The 17025-nt window shown below is 69.0% G+C and carries 18 protein-coding genes and 1 pseudogene; 8 read left to right on the top strand and 11 right to left on the bottom strand.

What is annotated here, in order from left to right; translation table 11 throughout:
- Positions 1–855: 855 nt before the first annotated feature.
- Positions 856–1098 (top strand): PASTA domain-containing protein, encoded by a 243-nt coding sequence (locus OG381_RS03370; RefSeq protein ID WP_327714572.1) that lies wholly within the window; start codon positions 856–858, stop codon positions 1096–1098.
- A gap of 285 nt (positions 1099–1383) precedes the next feature.
- On the opposite strand, the gene OG381_RS03365 is transcribed toward OG381_RS03370, so the two are convergent.
- Entirely contained in the window at positions 1384–1806 is a 423-nt protein-coding gene (locus OG381_RS03365) for a Dabb family protein (RefSeq protein WP_327714571.1), read from the bottom strand.
- 72 nt (positions 1807–1878) lie between these two features.
- Between OG381_RS03365 and OG381_RS03360 the strand changes: the two genes are divergently transcribed.
- Positions 1879–2532, top strand: a complete 654-nt coding sequence (locus OG381_RS03360; protein WP_327714570.1) for a TetR/AcrR family transcriptional regulator — start codon at positions 1879–1881, stop codon at positions 2530–2532.
- A gap of 6 nt (positions 2533–2538) precedes the next feature.
- On the opposite strand, the gene OG381_RS03355 is transcribed toward OG381_RS03360, so the two are convergent.
- The 7 genes from OG381_RS03355 to OG381_RS03325 form a co-directional block, all read right to left on the bottom strand.
- On the bottom strand, positions 2539–2775 hold the full coding sequence (locus OG381_RS03355; protein WP_327714569.1) for a hypothetical protein: 237 nt from the start codon (positions 2773–2775) through the stop codon (positions 2539–2541).
- Complete coding sequence (locus OG381_RS03350; protein WP_327714568.1) at positions 2772–3140, bottom strand: MerR family transcriptional regulator; 369 nt, start codon at positions 3138–3140, stop codon at positions 2772–2774. The genes OG381_RS03355 and OG381_RS03350 overlap by 4 nt, the downstream gene beginning before the upstream one ends.
- Before the next feature lie 72 nt (positions 3141–3212).
- Complete coding sequence (locus OG381_RS03345; RefSeq protein WP_327714567.1) at positions 3213–4253, bottom strand: MDR family NADP-dependent oxidoreductase; 1041 nt, start codon at positions 4251–4253, stop codon at positions 3213–3215.
- A gap of 396 nt (positions 4254–4649) precedes the next feature.
- Positions 4650–5657, bottom strand: coding sequence for a quinone oxidoreductase family protein (locus OG381_RS03340; protein WP_327714566.1), 1008 nt, complete (start codon positions 5655–5657; stop codon positions 4650–4652).
- Between the two features lie 13 nt (positions 5658–5670).
- Entirely contained in the window at positions 5671–6279 is a 609-nt protein-coding gene (locus tag OG381_RS03335) for a nitroreductase family protein (protein WP_327714565.1), read from the bottom strand.
- A 34-nt stretch (positions 6280–6313) separates the two neighbouring features.
- Positions 6314–7459, bottom strand: coding sequence for a homoserine O-acetyltransferase MetX (gene metX, locus OG381_RS03330; protein WP_327722370.1), 1146 nt, complete (start codon positions 7457–7459; stop codon positions 6314–6316).
- The gene (locus tag OG381_RS03325) at positions 7456–8817 is read right to left on the bottom strand and encodes a bifunctional o-acetylhomoserine/o-acetylserine sulfhydrylase (protein ID WP_327714564.1); all 1362 of its coding nucleotides are present in this window, start codon (positions 8815–8817) and stop codon (positions 7456–7458) included. Before OG381_RS03325 ends, metX begins: the two co-directional genes overlap by 4 nt.
- Positions 8818–9480: 663 nt before the next feature.
- On the opposite strand from OG381_RS03325, the pseudogene OG381_RS03320 reads away from it, so the two are divergent.
- A pseudogene (locus OG381_RS03320) lies at positions 9481–9593 on the top strand (VOC family protein); the annotation flags it as partial.
- A gap of 4 nt (positions 9594–9597) precedes the next feature.
- Here OG381_RS03320 and OG381_RS03315 read toward each other — a convergent pair.
- Together OG381_RS03315 and OG381_RS03310 are read right to left on the bottom strand one after the other, a co-directional pair.
- Positions 9598–10401, bottom strand: coding sequence for a maleylpyruvate isomerase family mycothiol-dependent enzyme (locus OG381_RS03315; protein ID WP_327714563.1), 804 nt, complete (start codon positions 10399–10401; stop codon positions 9598–9600).
- A complete protein-coding gene (locus OG381_RS03310; RefSeq protein ID WP_327714562.1) occupies positions 10398–11012 on the bottom strand; it encodes a TetR/AcrR family transcriptional regulator in 615 nt (204 codons plus the stop codon). Before OG381_RS03310 ends, OG381_RS03315 begins: the two co-directional genes overlap by 4 nt.
- A gap of 72 nt (positions 11013–11084) precedes the next feature.
- Here OG381_RS03310 and OG381_RS03305 point away from each other — a divergent pair, with 72 nt between their 5' ends.
- Both OG381_RS03305 and OG381_RS03300 read left to right on the top strand, forming a co-directional pair.
- A complete protein-coding gene (locus tag OG381_RS03305; protein WP_327714561.1) occupies positions 11085–11873 on the top strand; it encodes an SDR family NAD(P)-dependent oxidoreductase in 789 nt (262 codons plus the stop codon).
- Between the two features lie 72 nt (positions 11874–11945).
- Positions 11946–12335 (top strand): hypothetical protein, encoded by a 390-nt coding sequence (locus OG381_RS03300; protein ID WP_327714559.1) that lies wholly within the window; start codon positions 11946–11948, stop codon positions 12333–12335.
- A 94-nt stretch (positions 12336–12429) separates the two neighbouring features.
- On the opposite strand, the gene OG381_RS03295 is transcribed toward OG381_RS03300, so the two are convergent.
- Positions 12430–13500, bottom strand: a complete 1071-nt coding sequence (locus OG381_RS03295; RefSeq protein WP_327714558.1) for a LacI family DNA-binding transcriptional regulator — start codon at positions 13498–13500, stop codon at positions 12430–12432.
- Positions 13501–13760: 260 nt separating this feature from the next.
- On the opposite strand from OG381_RS03295, the gene OG381_RS03290 reads away from it, so the two are divergent.
- From OG381_RS03290 to OG381_RS03280, 3 genes are all read left to right on the top strand, one after another.
- Entirely contained in the window at positions 13761–15074 is a 1314-nt protein-coding gene (locus tag OG381_RS03290) for an ABC transporter substrate-binding protein (RefSeq protein WP_327714557.1), read from the top strand.
- Between the two features lie 102 nt (positions 15075–15176).
- Positions 15177–16061 carry a carbohydrate ABC transporter permease gene (locus tag OG381_RS03285; RefSeq protein ID WP_327714556.1) on the top strand — a complete coding sequence of 295 codons (885 nt, stop codon included), beginning with the start codon at positions 15177–15179 and terminating at the stop codon, positions 16059–16061.
- 108 nt (positions 16062–16169) lie between these two features.
- Complete coding sequence (locus tag OG381_RS03280) at positions 16170–16973, top strand: carbohydrate ABC transporter permease (RefSeq protein ID WP_327714555.1); 804 nt, start codon at positions 16170–16172, stop codon at positions 16971–16973.
- Positions 16974–17025: the final 52 nt, after the last annotated feature.

The raw sequence follows: 17025 nt of genomic DNA, 5'->3' as shown, positions 1-17025 counted from the left end.
CTCGCGTTCGGCTGGGAGCGAGGACGTGAGTCTGAGTGACGCTGGTGATCGTTCCATAACCAGTCCGTGGTGACGTGGGCCCCGCAGCCGACACGGGTCGGACAGGCGGCGCAGTAGGTCCGGCAAGCCATCGGGGTGGGCCAGTTCGGAACCGACGGAGGTGGCCGGGCCGCCAGGGTTGCGAATGAGGGTGGGGCGGCCGCCATCTTGCGTCGGCGATGGCGGAGGCCGCCTGCGCGAGGCCTCGCGCAGGATCGTCCTCATGGCTGTCGGGGCGGGCGGGAGTTCGCCCGGTGGGCGGCAGTGGGCAGCATGCGCTGGCGTCCCGCCGCGTGGTGTAGCCATACCGGCCGTGTGGCTCCGCTCAGGGGCGAGGTGGGGATAGCCGGCTGGCTCACCCGGCCGCAGCGCGTGCTGCGCGCGGGCGTAAGCACGCCCATCCGGCGCGAAGCGACTGCATCGGTCAACTGACCTGCGAAGTCAAGAATCCCGCGCCGCTACACCAGGCGGCTGACATCACCCAGCACGCGGTCGGGGGGCGACGTCGAGGCGTTCGGGGGGACGGGCCTGGGGATGGGTAGTTTGCGTGCAGTCATGAGAACGGGGAAGGACCGTTTGACCTCCCCAGGTCACGGTCCTTCCCCGTCCAGCGCCGTCCGTCTACCCCGTCGAGCCGGGCCTATGCTCAAGCACTGTCTTCGCGCCGTCGCGGAGAAGGTGATGCCGCAGACTTGCATGAGGCAACGGTCGGCTCGTTCGGTGCCAGGCAGGCTGCCAGTGTGGGTGTGCGGGACGTTGTTTCGTCGTGGCGCGGAGGCCTCGCCGCTGCGGCGGAGTCGGCCGTATGGTGCGGAGATGGGTGACTGGCCGGCAAGTATCGAAGTCCCTGACGTGGTCGGGATGACGGGGCGGGAAGCCCACGCTCTCTGCCGTGATCTGGGGCTTTTTCTGGGCTACTACAACATGGACCAACAATTGCCGCTGAGCATGGTCATTGCCTACCAAGAACCCCCGCCCGGGACCATGGCAGCACCTGCCGCGGCAGTCAGGATCTGGACCACGCTGGATCCGCTGCCCGACGATCAGCGGCCGCAGTAGCCGGGGATCGGACGGCAAGAGCCAAGCTGCTGGCGCGGAAGGTCAGCCAGCATCCGGGCAGACGCACGATGTCTGGGGAGGGATCTCGGACCGCGCCATTCCCGATGAGCCCGCGGACTGGCCCGACAGCACCGCGCCACCGCTGCGGTCGTCGCCCGCTACACCGCGGAGACCGCTGAGTGCAACGCGCCCTGACGGATGCCGACACCGCCAAGCCCGCCATGTACCGTCCTCGCGGTCAGTGGCCCATCGCGGTCGGATCCGCGAGGACGGCGGCCCCTCCGGTCATGAACGATCTGACAGCCCCGAGGCGAGCTGAATCTCAAGGAGCGGTTCGAGCTGGGCGGCCCACTCCGGGTGCATGGCGGCCTTCTTCTCGTGCAGCGCGATGATCTCGTCGGCCAGCTCCGGGGCCATGTCGTCGGAAAGGTCGGGGCCGATGGAGATCTTGGCCAGGTGCGGGAGGATCTCGGGGTCTCCCGCCAGGTGAACCGGGTCGTGCATGTACCGCTCCAGAGCTTCCAGGTCCTCAATGCCCACGCAGTAGGCGTGGGTAAGGCCCTCGGCGGGATCGCCCAGGCTCTGCCCGACTGTTGCGAACGAGACCGACTCGACGGACGCCGTTCGCCGCATCAGCGCGAGCACCTGGGCCTTCTGCTCCTCGGTCGTCTCGTCCTTGAAGGCGAAGCGCAGCGTGTGAACGATCATGGTTCCCCACCCTTGATTGAACTCGTCAGTTCAGTAAATCGTCCTTATCGGTAGTGCACTTAGAATGAACCCATGAGTTCAACAGCGTCAAGCGCGGGCAATGGCGTCTCGCGCGGGCGGGTCGACAAGCGACAGGCGATCCTGGACGGCGCGTTCGCCGTCTTCGCGCGGCGCGGATACGCACAGGCATGCGTCCAGGAGATCGCGGAGGAGGCGCGCGTCGCCAAACCGACCGTCTACAGCCACCTGAACGACAAGGAGACCCTCTTCCGTCACACCATCGAGGCAGCGGCCGACACTGTGATGGCGGAGAACCTCGCGCTCGTCGAGCGGTTGCGCGAGCGGGCCCCGGACGATGACCTGCGTGTCGCGCTTGCGGACCTGGCTCAGCGACTGCTGCGGGTCTGCTGCGGCGAACGCGCTCGTGCGCTGCGCTGGTTGACCTACGCTCAGATGGCGCGGTTCCCCGACCTGATCGAGACGGTGCAGGAGCGCACCGCGCACCGTCCCCGCGCGGCGCTCGCCGACCGGCTGGCCCGCCTGGCGCTCGCCGGCCGCCTGCGTCCATGCGATCCGGAGCAGGCCGCCGAACACTTCTTCGCCCTGCTCACCGGCCCCTTGGAGTCCCGCTCCCGGCTGGGCACCCGTCGGGTCCCGGCCGCCGAGCTCCGCGTCATCGCGGATGCGGCCGTGGACGTCTTCCTGCGCGCGTACGGGAGCGACTGAGAGCGGTCAGTCGGTGAGGTTGCTCCAGTTCGGGTGCGAGGTGGGCAGGGCGGGGCTGCCATGCCGAAGGTCCAGCGCGTGAAGTTGAAGCTTGATCAGGAGCGTGAGAGGGGCGTGAGTGCGCGAAGTGTGGCCGCGCCCCAGGTTGTTGATCTGCCCGAATGCAACAGCGTCGCCGTGCGAGGTGCGGTCCACCGTTTCGAGGACGGCTCGGCGGCTGACGCTGCACAGGACCACCGTCACTCCGTTGCGGTGGTCCGCCCCGCCAGCCTGGTCCGCAGCCGGGTCAGGCGGTCGATCTCGGCGTCAAGGGTCGCCAGTCTGCGGTGCACGACGACGGCGCCGGGGCCGTCCGAGCTGTCGGCGCAGCGCTGCCGCGGGTCGTCGACGAGCAGGTGGATGCGGTCGGAAAGGCTGCCCAGATCCTCCACCGTGAGTCCGAGAGCCAGGAGCTCCCGGATCACTTTGACCCGTGCCACGTCGGCCGGACCGTACTCACGCTGTCCGGCCGGCGTTCGAGGTCGTGGTGGCAGCAGGCCGCGTTCCTCGTAGAACCGCAGTGCGCGTGGTGTCGTCCCTGCCGCTGCCGCCGCGTCCCCGATCCGCATCCCGCTGCTCGCCTCCGCTCGTACCGCGCCGCCGACTGGCCGAGGGACGTCGGCGTTCGCGTCACCGCTGTCTCACCGCTGCGGGAGTTCCACGACGACGGTGCCGGTGTGCCGCCCCTCGATCAGTTCCTGCAACGCTCCTGGCGCGCGATCGATGCCCGGGATCCGTACATGCGGGAAGACCATCTCGCCGGAGCGCAGCCAGTCACCGAAGCGTTTGTTCCATTCGTCTGTCGATTGGCTGAGGTCCGCGCTGCTGAATCCTCGGAGAGTGATGCCCTGCGTGATGATCCGGAAGGTGTCGATCTCCGCCGGCGCACTGGCGCCGTCGCTGTCCGGTTCCGGTGACAGTTGCCCGGAGAGTGCGCCGATCAGCGCGAACCGTGCGCCACGGCGTGCGGCGCGGACAGCAGAGGTCAGCTGCTCGCCGCCGACCGTGTCCAGCAGTACGTCGATGCCGTCCGGCGCCGCAGCGGCCAGCTGCTCGGCGAACGGCGTCGCGCCCGGCACCACCACCGCGTCGTAGCCGAGTTCGGTGCGCAGCCGGTCGGCCTTGTGCGCCGAGCGGGTGGTGCCGATGACCCGACCGGCGCCGAGCAGCCGGGCCACCTGTCCCGCCAGGCTGCCCACGGCGCCGGCGGCTCCGGTGACGAGGACCGTGTCATGGGGGCGTACGTCGGCCAGTCGGGTGAGTCCTGCGTACGCGGCGACACCGGAGGACAGGTATGCGACGGGGTCGGGCAGCGCGTCGTCCAGCGGTGCGCAGTCGGTCGCCGCCAGCAGGGCGTGCTCGCGCCAGCCGAGCAGGTGGGTCACCTTGTCGCCGGGGCGCAACCCGCTGCCGGGGCCGGCCGCGACGACTTCGCCGACGGCGGGGCCGAACAGTGCGTCCCCGACGCGGACGGAGGGCAGGGGTACGTCCTTGGCTTCGCCTCCGATGAGTGTGCGCAGCCCCGGGAAGACGAGGAAGTACTGGTTGCGGACCACGACTTGGGCCGGCCCGGGCGGGGGCAGCGGCGTCTCGACTACGGACAGGTGATCGGCCCCGGGCAGCTGCTCGGGTGCGGTGACCAGACGGATCTCTCGGGTCGTGGAGGGCGGTGCGGCGGTCATCTCGGTCACTCCAGGCGTCAGTTGACAGGACTTCAGGAACCGATAGGGGGCGCGTCGGTGACTGCCCGGCCGTAGCGGTCGGCGCACGCTATTCCTTGACGTGTGCGTCAGAGGCAAGTCGGTCCGTCCGGATGGTCCTGCTGCGAGGCCGCGTTGGAAGGCCGCTACGAAGCTGTCGTCCATGAGGTGAAATGCCGGTCGCGAGTGAGGTCGTTGCTCCCATCGTCAGACCTTCGGATACGACTCTCCCTCGCCGGCCCCGGCCGCTCCCGCCTCGGACTCGCCCTCGGCACGCGGCAGTTGACCGAGAGCGGATACGGCATCCCGTACGAACGTCCCATCGCCCCGGCTCCGAGAGTCCGCGCGCTTTCCTGGAGGACGCGCCCGGTCGCTCGTTCACGCGGGGCTGCGTTCCGCGTGCCCCGCGATGTCGAGCACGGTCTTCCCGCTGGTGGCGCCGGCCTCGAAGAGCCGGTGGGTCTCGGCGACCTCGGTCCACGGGATGACGGTCGGAGGGGCGTAGGGAAGTGCTCCGGAGGCGAGCAGGGACAGTGCCCTGGACAGGTGCTCGCCGATCGTGGCCGGGGAGCGGCGGGCCACGTCGCCGATGTTGTACCCGGCGATGCTTCGGTTGTTCTTCCACAGGTCCCACGCGTCCGCCGTCCAGTCCTGGTGGAGCCCCAGGTCCCCGTAGACGACGACCCGGCCGAAGGGGGCCAGTACGTCCAGGCTCGCCCGCCGCACCGGCCCGCCGACCGGGTCCAGCACCAGGTCCACTCCGTGGCCCGCGGTGGTCTCCCGGACCGCGTCCGCGGAGCCTTCCCGGGGAAACAGGGCGTCGTAGCCCAGAGCGGTGGCCAGTTCCGTCTTCCCGGGGGAGCCGACGGTACCGAAGACGTGTGCCGCACCTAGCGCACGCGCGATCCGTGCCGCGGCCGATCCGACCCCGCCGGCCGCGGCATGGATCAGTACGCTCTCACCCTCGCGCAGCCGTCCCGCGTCCGTCAGCACGCCGTAGGCCGTCGGATAGACGCACGGGACTCCCGCCGCATGTGCCAGGGGTAGCCCACTCGCCGGCCGGACGAACTCCGCGTCGGCCACGGCGAACTCGGCGTACCCGCCGAAAGCGGGAAGGTAGGCGGCGACCTCCTCGCCGACAGCCGGCCCTGTTGCCCCGGTGCCGAGCGCGGCGACCGTGCCGGAGACCTCCAGCCCGGGCACGTCGTAGCCGCCTGGGCCGTCGGGCTCACCGAACTCGCCGCGCCGGTGCTGCACTTCGGCGAAGTTCACGCCCGCGTACGCGACCTCGATCAGTACCTGACCGGGGCCCGGTGCCGGTGTCGGTACCTGGATCTCCTCCAGGACCTCCGGGCCGCCGTTCGACTTGAATCCGTAGGCACGCATCTGGCGCCCCCTTTCAACCATGGTGCCGAACAGGAAGCGGAGTACCCCAGGCGTCCGCGAAGAACGTCTCCGACAGGGGGCGCCGCTCGCGGGCGGCGGTCTCGCGGGCGCGCAGATCCGGTGGGAGGAGATCGGCCGGGGCCAGGGCGCCGATCGCGGTGACGGAAAGCGGCCGGTAGCCGTCCGGGACGCCCAGCGACGTGCGCAGCCGCTCGGGGTCGAAGCCGCCCATCTGATGGGTGCGCAGCCCCAGGGCGTGTGCCTGTACGGACAGTTGGGCCACCGCGAGCCCGGTGTCGTATGCGGCGCTCTGATGCGGTGTGCCGTCCGCGAGGCGCTCGGCGGCCACCGCCGCGACGAGCAGGGAACTGGTCCCCGCCCACAGCCGGTTGGTGGTCCCCAGAGTGCTGAAGATGTGCTGGTACGTCGGGTCGCCGCGGCGTCCGACGAGGAAGCGCCACGGCTGCGCGTTGCGCGCGGAGGGAGCCCAGCGGGCCGCCTCCAGCAGTGATACGAGCTCTTCGTCGCTGATCGTGTGCGTGGCGTCGAACGAGCGCGGGCTCCAGCGCTCGGCGAGCAGCGGGTGGACGGCCACGGCCGTGTTCGCGGGTTGGGGGGACATGAGTGGTGCCTTTCCAGGACGGATCCTCGAAGGATCAGAGAACGAGTTCGTCCACGAGTGCGGCGACTTGCTGCACCTCGATGAGGAAGCCGTCGTGGCCGTAGGGGGATTCGATGACGCGGAGGTGATCTGAGGTGGCGATACCCGCAGCCAACTCGGCCTGCTGGGAGGGCGGGTAGAGGCGGTCGGAGTCGACTCCGGCGACGAGGGTCCTTGCGGTCACCCGGTTCAGAGCGGCGCGTACACCACCGCGACCGCGGCCGATGTCATGACTGTTCATGGCCTCGGACAGCACGACATAGCTGCCCGCGTCGAAGCGGTGCACCAGCTTGGCGGCGTGATGGTCGAGGTAGGACTCGACCTGGTATCGCCCGCCCGACCACGGGTCCTCCGCGCCCTGCGGTGAGCGGCCGAAGCGGGTCTGGAGTTCCGGCTCGCTGCGGTAGGTGATGTGGGCGAGCCGCCGGGCCAGGCCGAGTCCGGTGTGCGGGCCCTGACCGGTGTCGTGGAAGTGGCCCGCGTGCCAGTGCGGGTCGGAACGGATGGAGTGCAGCTGGATGTTGGCCCAGGCGATCTGCTCCGCGCTCGCCGCCGATGTGGTGGCGAGCAGCAGGAGGGCGTCGGTGCGCTGCGGATAGGCGACGGCCCACTCCAGCGCGCGCATGCCGCCCATCGAGCCGCCGACCACCAACGCCCAGCGGTCGATGCCCAGCGCGTCAGCCAAGTCCGCCTCGGCCAGCACCTGGTCACGCTGCGTCAGGTACGGGAAGGCGCCGCCCCAGCGACGGCCGTCGGGGCGCACGGACGAGGGCCCGGTGCTGCCCTGGCAGCCGCCGAGCACGTTGGGTGCCACGACGAACCAGCGGTCGGTGTCCAGGGCCAGACCGGGACCGATCAGCCCGTTCCACCAGCCGGGCGTGGGGTGGCCGGGGCCGGCGGGGCCGACCACATGGCTGTCTCCGGTGAGGGCGTGCAGCACGAGTACCGCGTTGGAGCGGTCCACCGCCAGCTGCCCCCACGTCTCGAACGCCAGCCGCACGCCGGGCAGTTCACCGCCCGCCTCCAGCGGAAGCGGCTTTTCCCGGACGTGCCACTGGCGGCGTCCGGGCGGGTCCCCCTCCCGCCAGGCCCCGGAGGCCGGCGGGAGGGGGACCTGAGAGGGCGTCAGTACGGTGTTCAGGATGCGGCCTTGGCCGCGCGGAAGCCTGCCTCCAGGTCGGCCTTGAGGTCGGCGAGGTTCTCGATGCCGACCGACAGGCGCACCAGGCCGGGGGAGGTGCCGGTGGCCGCCAACTGGGCCTGGTCCAGCTGGCTGTGGGTGGTGGACGCCGGGTGGATGATCAGGCTGCGTACGTCACCGATGTTGGCGAGATGGCTGAACAGCTCGACGGCGTCCACGAACCGTTTGCCTGCCTCGACCCCGTCCCGCAGTTCGAAGGCGAGGATCGCGCCGGAGCCGCGCGGCAGATAGCGCTGCCCGGCCTCGTACCAGCGGTTGGACGGCAGTCCCGGGTAGTGGACGGCGGCGACCTCGTCGCGCTGCTCCAGCCATTCGGCCAGTGCCTGCGCGTTCGCCGAGTGCCGTTCGATGCGCAGGCTGAGCGTCTCCACGCCCTGCAGGAGCAGAAACGCGGAGTGCGGGGAGAGTGCGGGACCGAGGTCGCGCAACAACTGCACCCGCAGCTTGACGGCGAACGCGCCCGGCCCGAGCGCCGGCCAGTACCGCAAGCCGTGGTAGCTCGGGTCGGGCTCGCTGAAGTCGGGGAACACGTCGGCGTGCGCGCCGAAGTCGAAGGTGCCGCCGTCGACGACGACGCCCGCGATGGTGGTGCCGTGCCCACCGAGGAACTTGGTCGCCGAGTGGACGACGATGTCGGCGCCGTGCTCGATGGGCCGCAGCAGATAGGGCGTGGGCACGGTGTTGTCGACGATCAGCGGCAGACCCGCCCCGTGCGCGACGTCCGCAACCGCCCGCACGTCGAGCACGTTGCCGCGCGGATTGCCGAGCGTCTCGGCGAACAGGGCCTTCGTGTTCGAGCGGATCGCCGCTGCCCAGGCCTCGGTGTCGTCCGGGTCGTCGACGAAGGACACCTCGATCCCGAACTTGGGCAGGGTGTGGCGGAACAAATTGTAGGTACCGCCGTACAGGGACGTGCTGGAGACGACGTGGTCACCGGCGCTCGCCAGCGTCAGGATGGCGAGGGTTTCGGCGGCCTGCCCGGAGGCCAGTGCCACCGCGGCGACGCCACCCTCCAGCGCGGCGATCCGCTGCTCGAAGACATCCTGGGTGGGGTTGTGGATGCGGGTGTAGATGTTGCCGGGCTCGGCGAGCGAGAACAGGTCGGCGGCGTGCTGGGTGTCGCGGAAGACGAACGAGGTGGTCTGGTAGATCGGGGTCGCCCGCGCTCCGGTCGTCGGGTCCGGCGCGGCACCGGCGTGGATCTGCTTGGTCTCGAACGACCAGGCCGACGTGTCGGGCCAGGCGGCTTCTTCCTCGGGGGTGTGGCCTGCGGTGACGGAGTCGATCGGCTGACTCATGGTGCTGCTCCCTTGTGCGGAGGGCGGAGATCCCCGCGCTGCGGGGACGGGGAAGCGCGAAGGAACCGCGTGGCCGACAGCCGCGCCCGGACGAGGGCAGCGGTCAGTGCAGCGCGGTAGCAAAGGCGCGGGAGGAAAAGCCGGGTAGAAGCCGGAGCGAGGTGTCAGCCCACGGACGGACAACGCGTGGTGGTGACACGCACGTAGTCAACGTGGCGGCGGGTCACGAGCACGGTCATGGGGTCAGGAAACCACACGTGGCCGACAGGCACCAGCACAATCCGGTTGTCCGACGGCGGTACGAACCTTCTTCGCTCTGCCGCAGGACCGGCGGCCGGAGGTCGAGAACCTCAACTCACCCCATTCCAGGGGCCGGGCGCCGACCGGGACCGAGTACACGGCGGACAACGCCGACTGACGTGTGCTCTGCCGGTCCGACACCCGCGGCCGGGCCGTCGCGGCCCGCGGTTTGCAACTCCCATGACTGATCGGTGAGTTCATGGCGAGGTGTCACCCCGCCGTGAGCACTTGGCGGACGGCACGCCGGAAGAACCGCATCGCTTCGAGCCCGGAGTCAACAGCACCGGCCCCGAAGCGCTTGTCATAGCGGTGCGGCGGTCGGGAGACCGCTCAGGGCTCGGAACCGCTGGGCATGAGGCGTCGCCGACTATCGAGGGCCTCCGGGCCCGTCAGATGCCGACCACCGTGCTGTTCGTCAAGGTGCCCGAGGGCATGAGCGTGAAGAGCCGGCTCAACTCGACGTCAGCCCGATTGACTCGGTCAGATGACGTTGACGGCGTCGAGGAAGCGGGCGGCGAGTTCGGTGTCGCCGGTGATCGTCACGTCGTTGTCGTCCCAGGGCGAGCGCTGTGTGCCCCAGTCGGGGAAGGTCAGCGCGGGGGCGGTGATGTGCGCGGCGAGCTTGCCGTCCGAGGGAGGCAGGGCGCCCGCCTCGTCGAACCACCAGGTCCCGCCGCCGGGGCCGGTGAGGGTCAGTGCGACGCGGGCGTCGAGCCCGGCGACCGGTGCCTGCGCGACCTGGTTGCTCAGTACGGCGATCATCCACGTCACCACCGCGCGCATCCTGTCCTCGTCGGTGGACGGCACGGGCCGGCCGAGTGCTGGGGCCATGTCGTGGCGCAGGTGCGTGTGGTGGTCGAAGACGAGTGCGCCGCCGATCATCAGACCCAGGGGGTGGCGTCCGAGTTCGGCCATCTGTGCCCGTACCCGGGCGGCGGGTGTGCGTCTGACGACGTTGAGAAGTGTGGTGGCTCGCCGGCTGGCGCGCTGGTACTCGGCCATCACCTTGGCACGGCTCCAGGCGCGTCGGCGGTCGACGGGGTCCTCGTTCGCCTGTTCCAGGCTGGCGGCGAAGCTCGTGCGCAGCCCGGCGGGCGTGTAGAAGCTGCGAGCCGTCGCACCGATGTGGGCGACGACGTCGGCGATGCGCCATCCGGCCGCGGCGCTGGGTGCGGCCCATTCGTCGTCGGTGAGGCTGCTGGTGAAGTTCAGCATCTCGGCGCGTTCGGCGCGCAGGGCGCCGGCCATGTTCGGCAGGTCGGCGGCAGGCAGGCGCTTGCTCATGTCGTCGTTTTCTCTGGTGGTGCGGCGGGGCGACGGATGGCTTGTACTGCGGTGTCGTAGAGGTCGAAGGTGTCGGCCTGTCCGCCCAGGCGCATCCACTCTTCCGTCGCTGCCTGGAGGCAGGTGATCGCCGCGGCTGCGAGGGCGCGGGCCTGCAGGGTGCGGTGGTCGGAGTCGGGCAGCCGCGGCTCGATCAGCGGGGCGAACAGGTCCTGCCAGCGGGCCTGCTTCTCGGCGTGGCCGGCGCGCAGGGATTCGTTGCCGAACAGCAGCGTGATCATCTCGAGGCGGCGCTCGGCCGTGACGTCGATCTCCTCAAGCACCTGGAACGCCGCACGCAGCGATGTCCACGGGTCTTCGTCGGCGGGGCGCTCGGCGAGCCGCGCGGCTATCAATTCCCCTTGCTCGGAAAGGCCGTTGAGCGCGAGGTCCTCCTTGCTGCGGAAGTAGTTGAACAGGGTCCGCTTGGAGACACCTGCTGCGGCGGCGATCTCCTCAAGGGTTGTGTCGTCGTATCCCTTGGCGGCGAACAGTTCGAGGGCGGTCTTGGCGAGGAGTGCGCGGACCACCGAGCGGGTCTGTTCCCGAAGGGGCGTCGGTTTCTGGACCATGCACCGATGGTACATCTATTCTCCTCATGCAGTTGTTTGCACTCAGTGCAAAATCATGCGTACAGTGAAGGTATGAGCCAAATCGACTATCGCCGCCAGACCGTCATCGTCACCGGAGCCAGCTCCGGCCTCGGTGCGGAATTCGCCCGCCAGCTGGCCCGACGCGGCGCGGATCTCGTACTCGTCGCCCGCCGAGCGGACCGGCTCAAGGACCTGGCCGACGAACTCACCCGCGCTCACGGCGTCACGGTGCACGTCGTCGCCCGCGACCTCGGCCGGCCCGACGCCGGCCGCACGCTGCGCGCCGAACTCGAGTCCCGCGGCACCCACGCCACCGGACTCGTCAACAACGCCGGCTTCGGCTCCCACAACGCCCTCACCGACGAGGACCCGGACCGCCTGCAGAGCATGATCACGTTGAACGTCAGCGCGCTGGTCGACCTCAGCCGCGCCTACATCGACCCGCTGAACTCCGCCGACACCGGCATCCTGATCAACGTCGCGAGCCTGCTGGGCTTCCAGCCCACCCCGTACCTGAGCGTCTACGGCGCCACCAAGGCGTTCGTCCTCAGTTTCACCGAATCGCTGTGGGAAGAAAACCGTGGCACCGGCCTGCGCGTCCTGGCCGTATGCCCCGGCGCCACGAAGACCGAGTTCTACGATGCCGCCGGCAGCGAGACGGCCGACTACGGCGCGAAGCGAGTCACCCCCGAACACGTCGTCAAGACGGCCCTCGACACGCTCGACCGCCGCTCCGCGCCCCCGTCGGTGATCACCAACGGCCGCCCGCTCGCCCTCGCCGGCAAGATCCTGCCGCGCCGCCTGATCGTCCGGCTCATGGGCCGCATGGCCCGCCGCTGACCGGCGCCGCTCCTCCGCCCCATGCGGCAGTCGCCCTGCCGACGGTCCCCGCAGGCCCTCTACGCTTCTCACGTGCGCTATCTGACGGAGTCCTTCGCCCTTGGGGCCCTGAGACGGGGCCGACCAGTCGAGCAGTTCCTCGGCCCTGCCGGCTCATCCGAGCGTCCCGGCATCCGATACGTCGAGGTCAGGCCGACCAAGACCCGCTACGAGGTCTACCTGCACACCCTGGAAGACGTGGGCCACGAGACCTTCGTGGACGTGGTCGAGTTCCCCCCTCTTCGCACCGACGATGCGGAGGAGGACTTCGGCCGCCTTGTCGCGACTCGCGATGACCCGCTTGCCGCCCTGGCAGCCGCCGAAGACATCACCGGAGCGGCACGCGGAAGATGGGTCAACGTCGGCCTGGTCCAGGACGAGTACCACGACTATGTGGTCGCTGGGCGGTCGGCCAACAGCTAGAAGCGGTTCTGGCTGGAGATCACCCAGGACATCCTCGACCCGCTGGCCTGGATGCTGATGGTCGTGGCCCTGCACTGGCCCTGGACCCGCCTGATCACCGACGCCCCGACCCCGGCAGCGCTCGGCCAGGCCCCGGCGCGGCGGTACTTCGGCGCACGATCAGGCGTGGGGTCATGCTGGTCTGTACGGCGTGCTCGCGGCGGCCTTCGACGCGTTCGATGAGCAGTCGCGCCGCGCTGGATCCCATGTCGTGGCCCGCCTGGTCGACGCTGGTGAGCTGGACGGTGGCGAGGTCGGCGAGGGCGGTGTTGTTGTAGCCGACCAGGGACAGGTCCTCGGGGATGCGCAGCCCCACTTCATGGGCGGCTCGCCACACGCCCAGGGCGGCGACGTCGGCGCCGGTCATGATGGCGGTGGGCGGGTTCTCCCCGGTGAGCAGGCTCAGGCCGGCCTTGTAGCCGCCCTCGTCCGAGTACGCGGCGCGGCAGATCCGCACGTGGTCGGCGAGCCGGTGCCGGTTCATCGCCTCGACGTAGCCATTGGTCAGCACGATCTCGGGAGTGCGCGCCCATTTGCTGCTGCGTGTGCCGGGAGACGAGACGAGCGCGATGTTGCGATGGCCTTGCGAGACGAGGTGGTCGACCACCAGGGCGGCACCCGCCGCGTCGGCGTCGACCACGGAATCGTGCAGGTCGGAGACGTCGTGGTGGCCGAGGATGACGAGGGGTGTGGACTGCGCCGTCGTCAGAGTTTCGGTCCGCTGCGTACTGGGGGCGATCAGGATCAGGCCGTCGACCTGACGGTCGATCATGGACTGGACGGTCTTGCGCTGGGCGTCGGCGCTGAAGCCCGCAGCGCCGATCATGACGGTGTACTCGCTGTCCTGGAGTGCGTCGTGGACGCCGTCGAGGATGTCGGCGAAGAACGCGTTGCGGATGTTGTCCAGGAGCACGCCGATCGTGTACGTGCGTCCGCGCATGCCGCGTGCCGCGGTGTGGGGCCGGTAGTCCAGTTCCGCGATGGCGGCGCGGACCTTCTCCTGCATGGCCGCACTGACCCCGTAGGCGTTGCGGAGCACCTTGGAGACCGCGGCGGTGGACACGCCCGCGTGCTGCGCGACATCCGTGATGGTGACGCGCTTCTTGGGTTGCGGGTCCTGCCCCATGCTCTGCGCTCCTTGTAGGTCTGGACTGCCATGATCTAGATAACGTTCTACATGATCGGGCGACAGTCGGAAAGGTGTAGGGCTGTTTTCTCTGGCGTTACGGGCCGATGTCTTGACGCTCTGGTCGTCTCCATGCATCGTAGTGCGCACTTCGTCGGTGGAGAACGTTCTACATACCTGCCTCGTTCTCTCCACTCTTCCTCGTCGGCGCGCTGCGCCCTTCGAACCTCCTCCGATTCCACGATGACAGGGAGCTCGCCGTGAACACCGTCTCGTCCGCTGCCAGAAGGGCCCGGCTCACCGGGCTGACCGCGAGCGCCGCCGCCGTGGCGCTCCTCGCCACCGCCTGTGGCGGTACGGGCGGCGGCTCGGCCTCGGCGCCGAAGAACTTCAGCTATCTGAGCGTCACGGAGAACACGACGGTGCGGGCGGCGCTGACCACCCTGTCGAAGGGAGCCTGCGCCGACCAGAACAAGGCCCTGCCGCTGAAGGTCGAGACCGTGGCACAGGCGAACAACGACCAGAAGCTCCAACTCCTGGCCGGCCAGGGCGCGCTGCCGGTGCAGTTCACGATGGGCAGCCCGGCGCTCACCCAACAGCTGGCCAAGGCGGGCAAGGTCGCCGATCTCGAGGCCAAGCTCAAAAGCCTGGGCGTCTACGACCAGTTGGAGCCGGCTGCCGTCTCCACGATCAAGGCCCTGTACGGCGGCAAGCTGGAGGTGCTGCCGTACGAGTACAACATCGAGGGGGTCTTCTACAACAAGAAGATCTTCCAGGAGAACGGTCTGAAGGTGCCGGGAACCTGGAACGAACTGGTCGCGTCGGCCGCCCGGTTGGATGCGAAGGGGATCCAGCCGTTCTCCGCCTCCGGTCAGCAGGGCTGGCCGCTGACCCGACTGATCGGCAACTACCTCTACCGCGACATCGGACCCGACGCGCTGCAGAAGGTGGCCGACGGCAAGGCGAAGCTGACCGACCCCGAGTACGTCAAGGCCGCACAGGAGGTCGCCGACCTGGGCAAGAAGGGCTACTTCGGCAAGGGCGTCGGCTCCATCGACTACGACACCTCGATGAACCAGTTCCTGACAGGCAAGGCCGCCATGCTCTACATGGGCAGTTGGGCCCTGGCGAACATCGCCGACCCCGAGCAGGACAAGATCGGCGCGGCCAACGTCGGCTTCATGCCGTTTCCGGCCGTCTCCGGCGGCAAGGGCTCGATCGACCAGTACCCGTCCAACGTCGGCATCGGCATCACCCTCGGCGCCGGCAGCTTCGACGGGAAGACCGGTGACTGGGTCTCCTGCATCGCCAAGAACTACGGCAGCACGGCACTGAAGGACCAGGGCACCATCTCCGGCTTCAAGGTCAACACTCCGGTCCAGGACGCCAACAAGGTCACCAGTCAGGTCCGTACGACCATCACCTCCGCGAAGCAGAACGTGCTGTGGTTCGAAGCGCTGTTCACCACCAAGGCCCAGACGGTGAGCACGACCAACGCCGCGAGTCTGGTCAGCGGCAACATGAGCGCCACACAGTTCATGCAGACCGTGCAGGACGCGCTGGCCTCCCAGTGACCGGCCGTGGGCGGCGCGCAGCGGGCCCGATTCCGTGCCCGCTGTGCGCGGCCCAGCCGCCGACCAGCCAGCTCCCCGACCGAAGCGAAGTGGACACCATCCATGCACCGCGTACTTGGTGACCGCCGGGCCATCGCGATCCTGCTCGGCCCCGCACTCCTCGTCTATTCACTGATCATGCTCGTGCCCATGGTGTGGTCACTGGGCTACTCCTTCACCAAGGGCAACACCATCGACGGCTTCACCGGCAATGGTCTCGCCAACTTCTCACGACTGTTCTCGGATCCGGCGGTCCACGACGCCCTCTGGTTCACGCTCAAGTACGCCGTCGCCGTGACCGTCGGCCAGGTCGTCGCGGGCTACCTACTGGCCCTGCTGTACGTCTTCTTCCTGAAGCGGGCCTCCGCACTCGTGCGCACGCTGGTGTTCTTCCCCGTGGTGCTGCCCACGGTCGCCGTCGGCCTGCTCTTCCAGAGGTTCTTCCAGGTCGCCCCGCAGACCGGCCCGGTCAACTCCCTGCTGAACGCGGTCGGACTGGACTCGATCGACTTCTTCGGCGGTGCCGGCCACGCCTTCTGGGTCCTGATCATCATGGACATCTGGCGCTCCATGGGCTTCTACGCCGTCCTGCTCTTCGCTGGCCTGGTCGACATCCCCGACGAGGTCCTGGAATCGGCGCGCCTCGACGGGGCGTCCGGGCTGCGGCTGATCCGGCACATCGTGCTGCCGCTGTCGCTGCCCGTGCTGATGTCGTCGCTGATCTTCAGCGTCAACGGCACCCTGAAGGTCTTCGACTCCATCGTCGCCCTGACCAACGGCGGGCCCGGCAACGGCACGACCCCACTGACCCTGTACATGTTCCAGACGTCATTCACGTACGGCGACTACGGCTACGGCAGCACCATCGCACTGTTGCTGACCGTGGTGTGTCTGCTGGTGACCCTGGTCGTCTTCCGCGTCTCGCGGCGCGACCTCACGGAGAGCTGAGCCATGGCCATCGGTACACCGGTGAAGACCTCTGCGCGTCACCACCACCGCAAAGGCCCGGTCGGGGCAGCGCACCCCCGCCGGCGCGCCCGGGGCAGCCGAGCATGGGTGAAGATCGTTGTCGGTCTGCTGCTGGTCGTCGAGGTCTACCCACTGATCTGGATGTTCCTGACCTCGCTCAAGTCCAACAGCGACTATCTGAACAACTCCACCTGGAGCCTGCCGAGCCACTGGGAGTGGGGCAACTACGTCGACGCATGGACCACCGGCCACATCGGACTGTACGTCCGCAACAGCCTGCTGGCCGTGGTGCCCTCGCTGGCGCTGATCCTGCTGCTGGGCACGGCGGCCGGATTCGCCCTGCAGATCATGGTGTGGAAGGGCCGCAGCCTGACGCTGCTGGTCTTCCTCGCGGGCATGATGGTGCCCTCGCAGATGATCCTGCTGCCGCTGTTCACCGTCTACTTCCAGACCGGCCTGTCCGGCACCCTGTGGCCGCTCATCCTGACGTACACCGGAACCGGTCTTCCGCTGACGGTGTTCATGATGGCCACGTACTACAAGAGCCTGCCGCGCGAGCTGTTCGAGGCGGCGACGATCGACGGCGCCGGCATTCTGCGCTCTTTCTGGACCATCAGCCTGCCCATGGTCCGCAACGCCCTGCTGACTGTCGGCCTGGTGCAGTTCTTCTTCATCTGGAACGACCTGCTCATCGCGCTGACCTTCACCAACAGCCAGGACCTGCGGACCGTCCAGGTCGGACTGCTCAACTTCACCGGTGACTTCGGCGCCACCCAGTACGGCCCGCTGTTCGCCGCGATCTGCATCAACGTCTTCGGCACCCTGGTGATCTACCTCTTCCTCAACCAGAAGGTGATGAAGGGACTCACCTCAGGCGCCGTCAAGGGCTGACAACCCACCCCACACCGGTTGTCCCACGCCCACCTCACGGAAGGTTCCCCTC

The sequence above is a fragment of the Streptomyces sp. NBC_00490 genome (assembly GCF_036013645.1).
Lineage (GTDB): Bacteria > Actinomycetota > Actinomycetes > Streptomycetales > Streptomycetaceae > Streptomyces > Streptomyces canus_F.
This window is presented reverse-complemented; position numbering and strand designations above follow the sequence as displayed.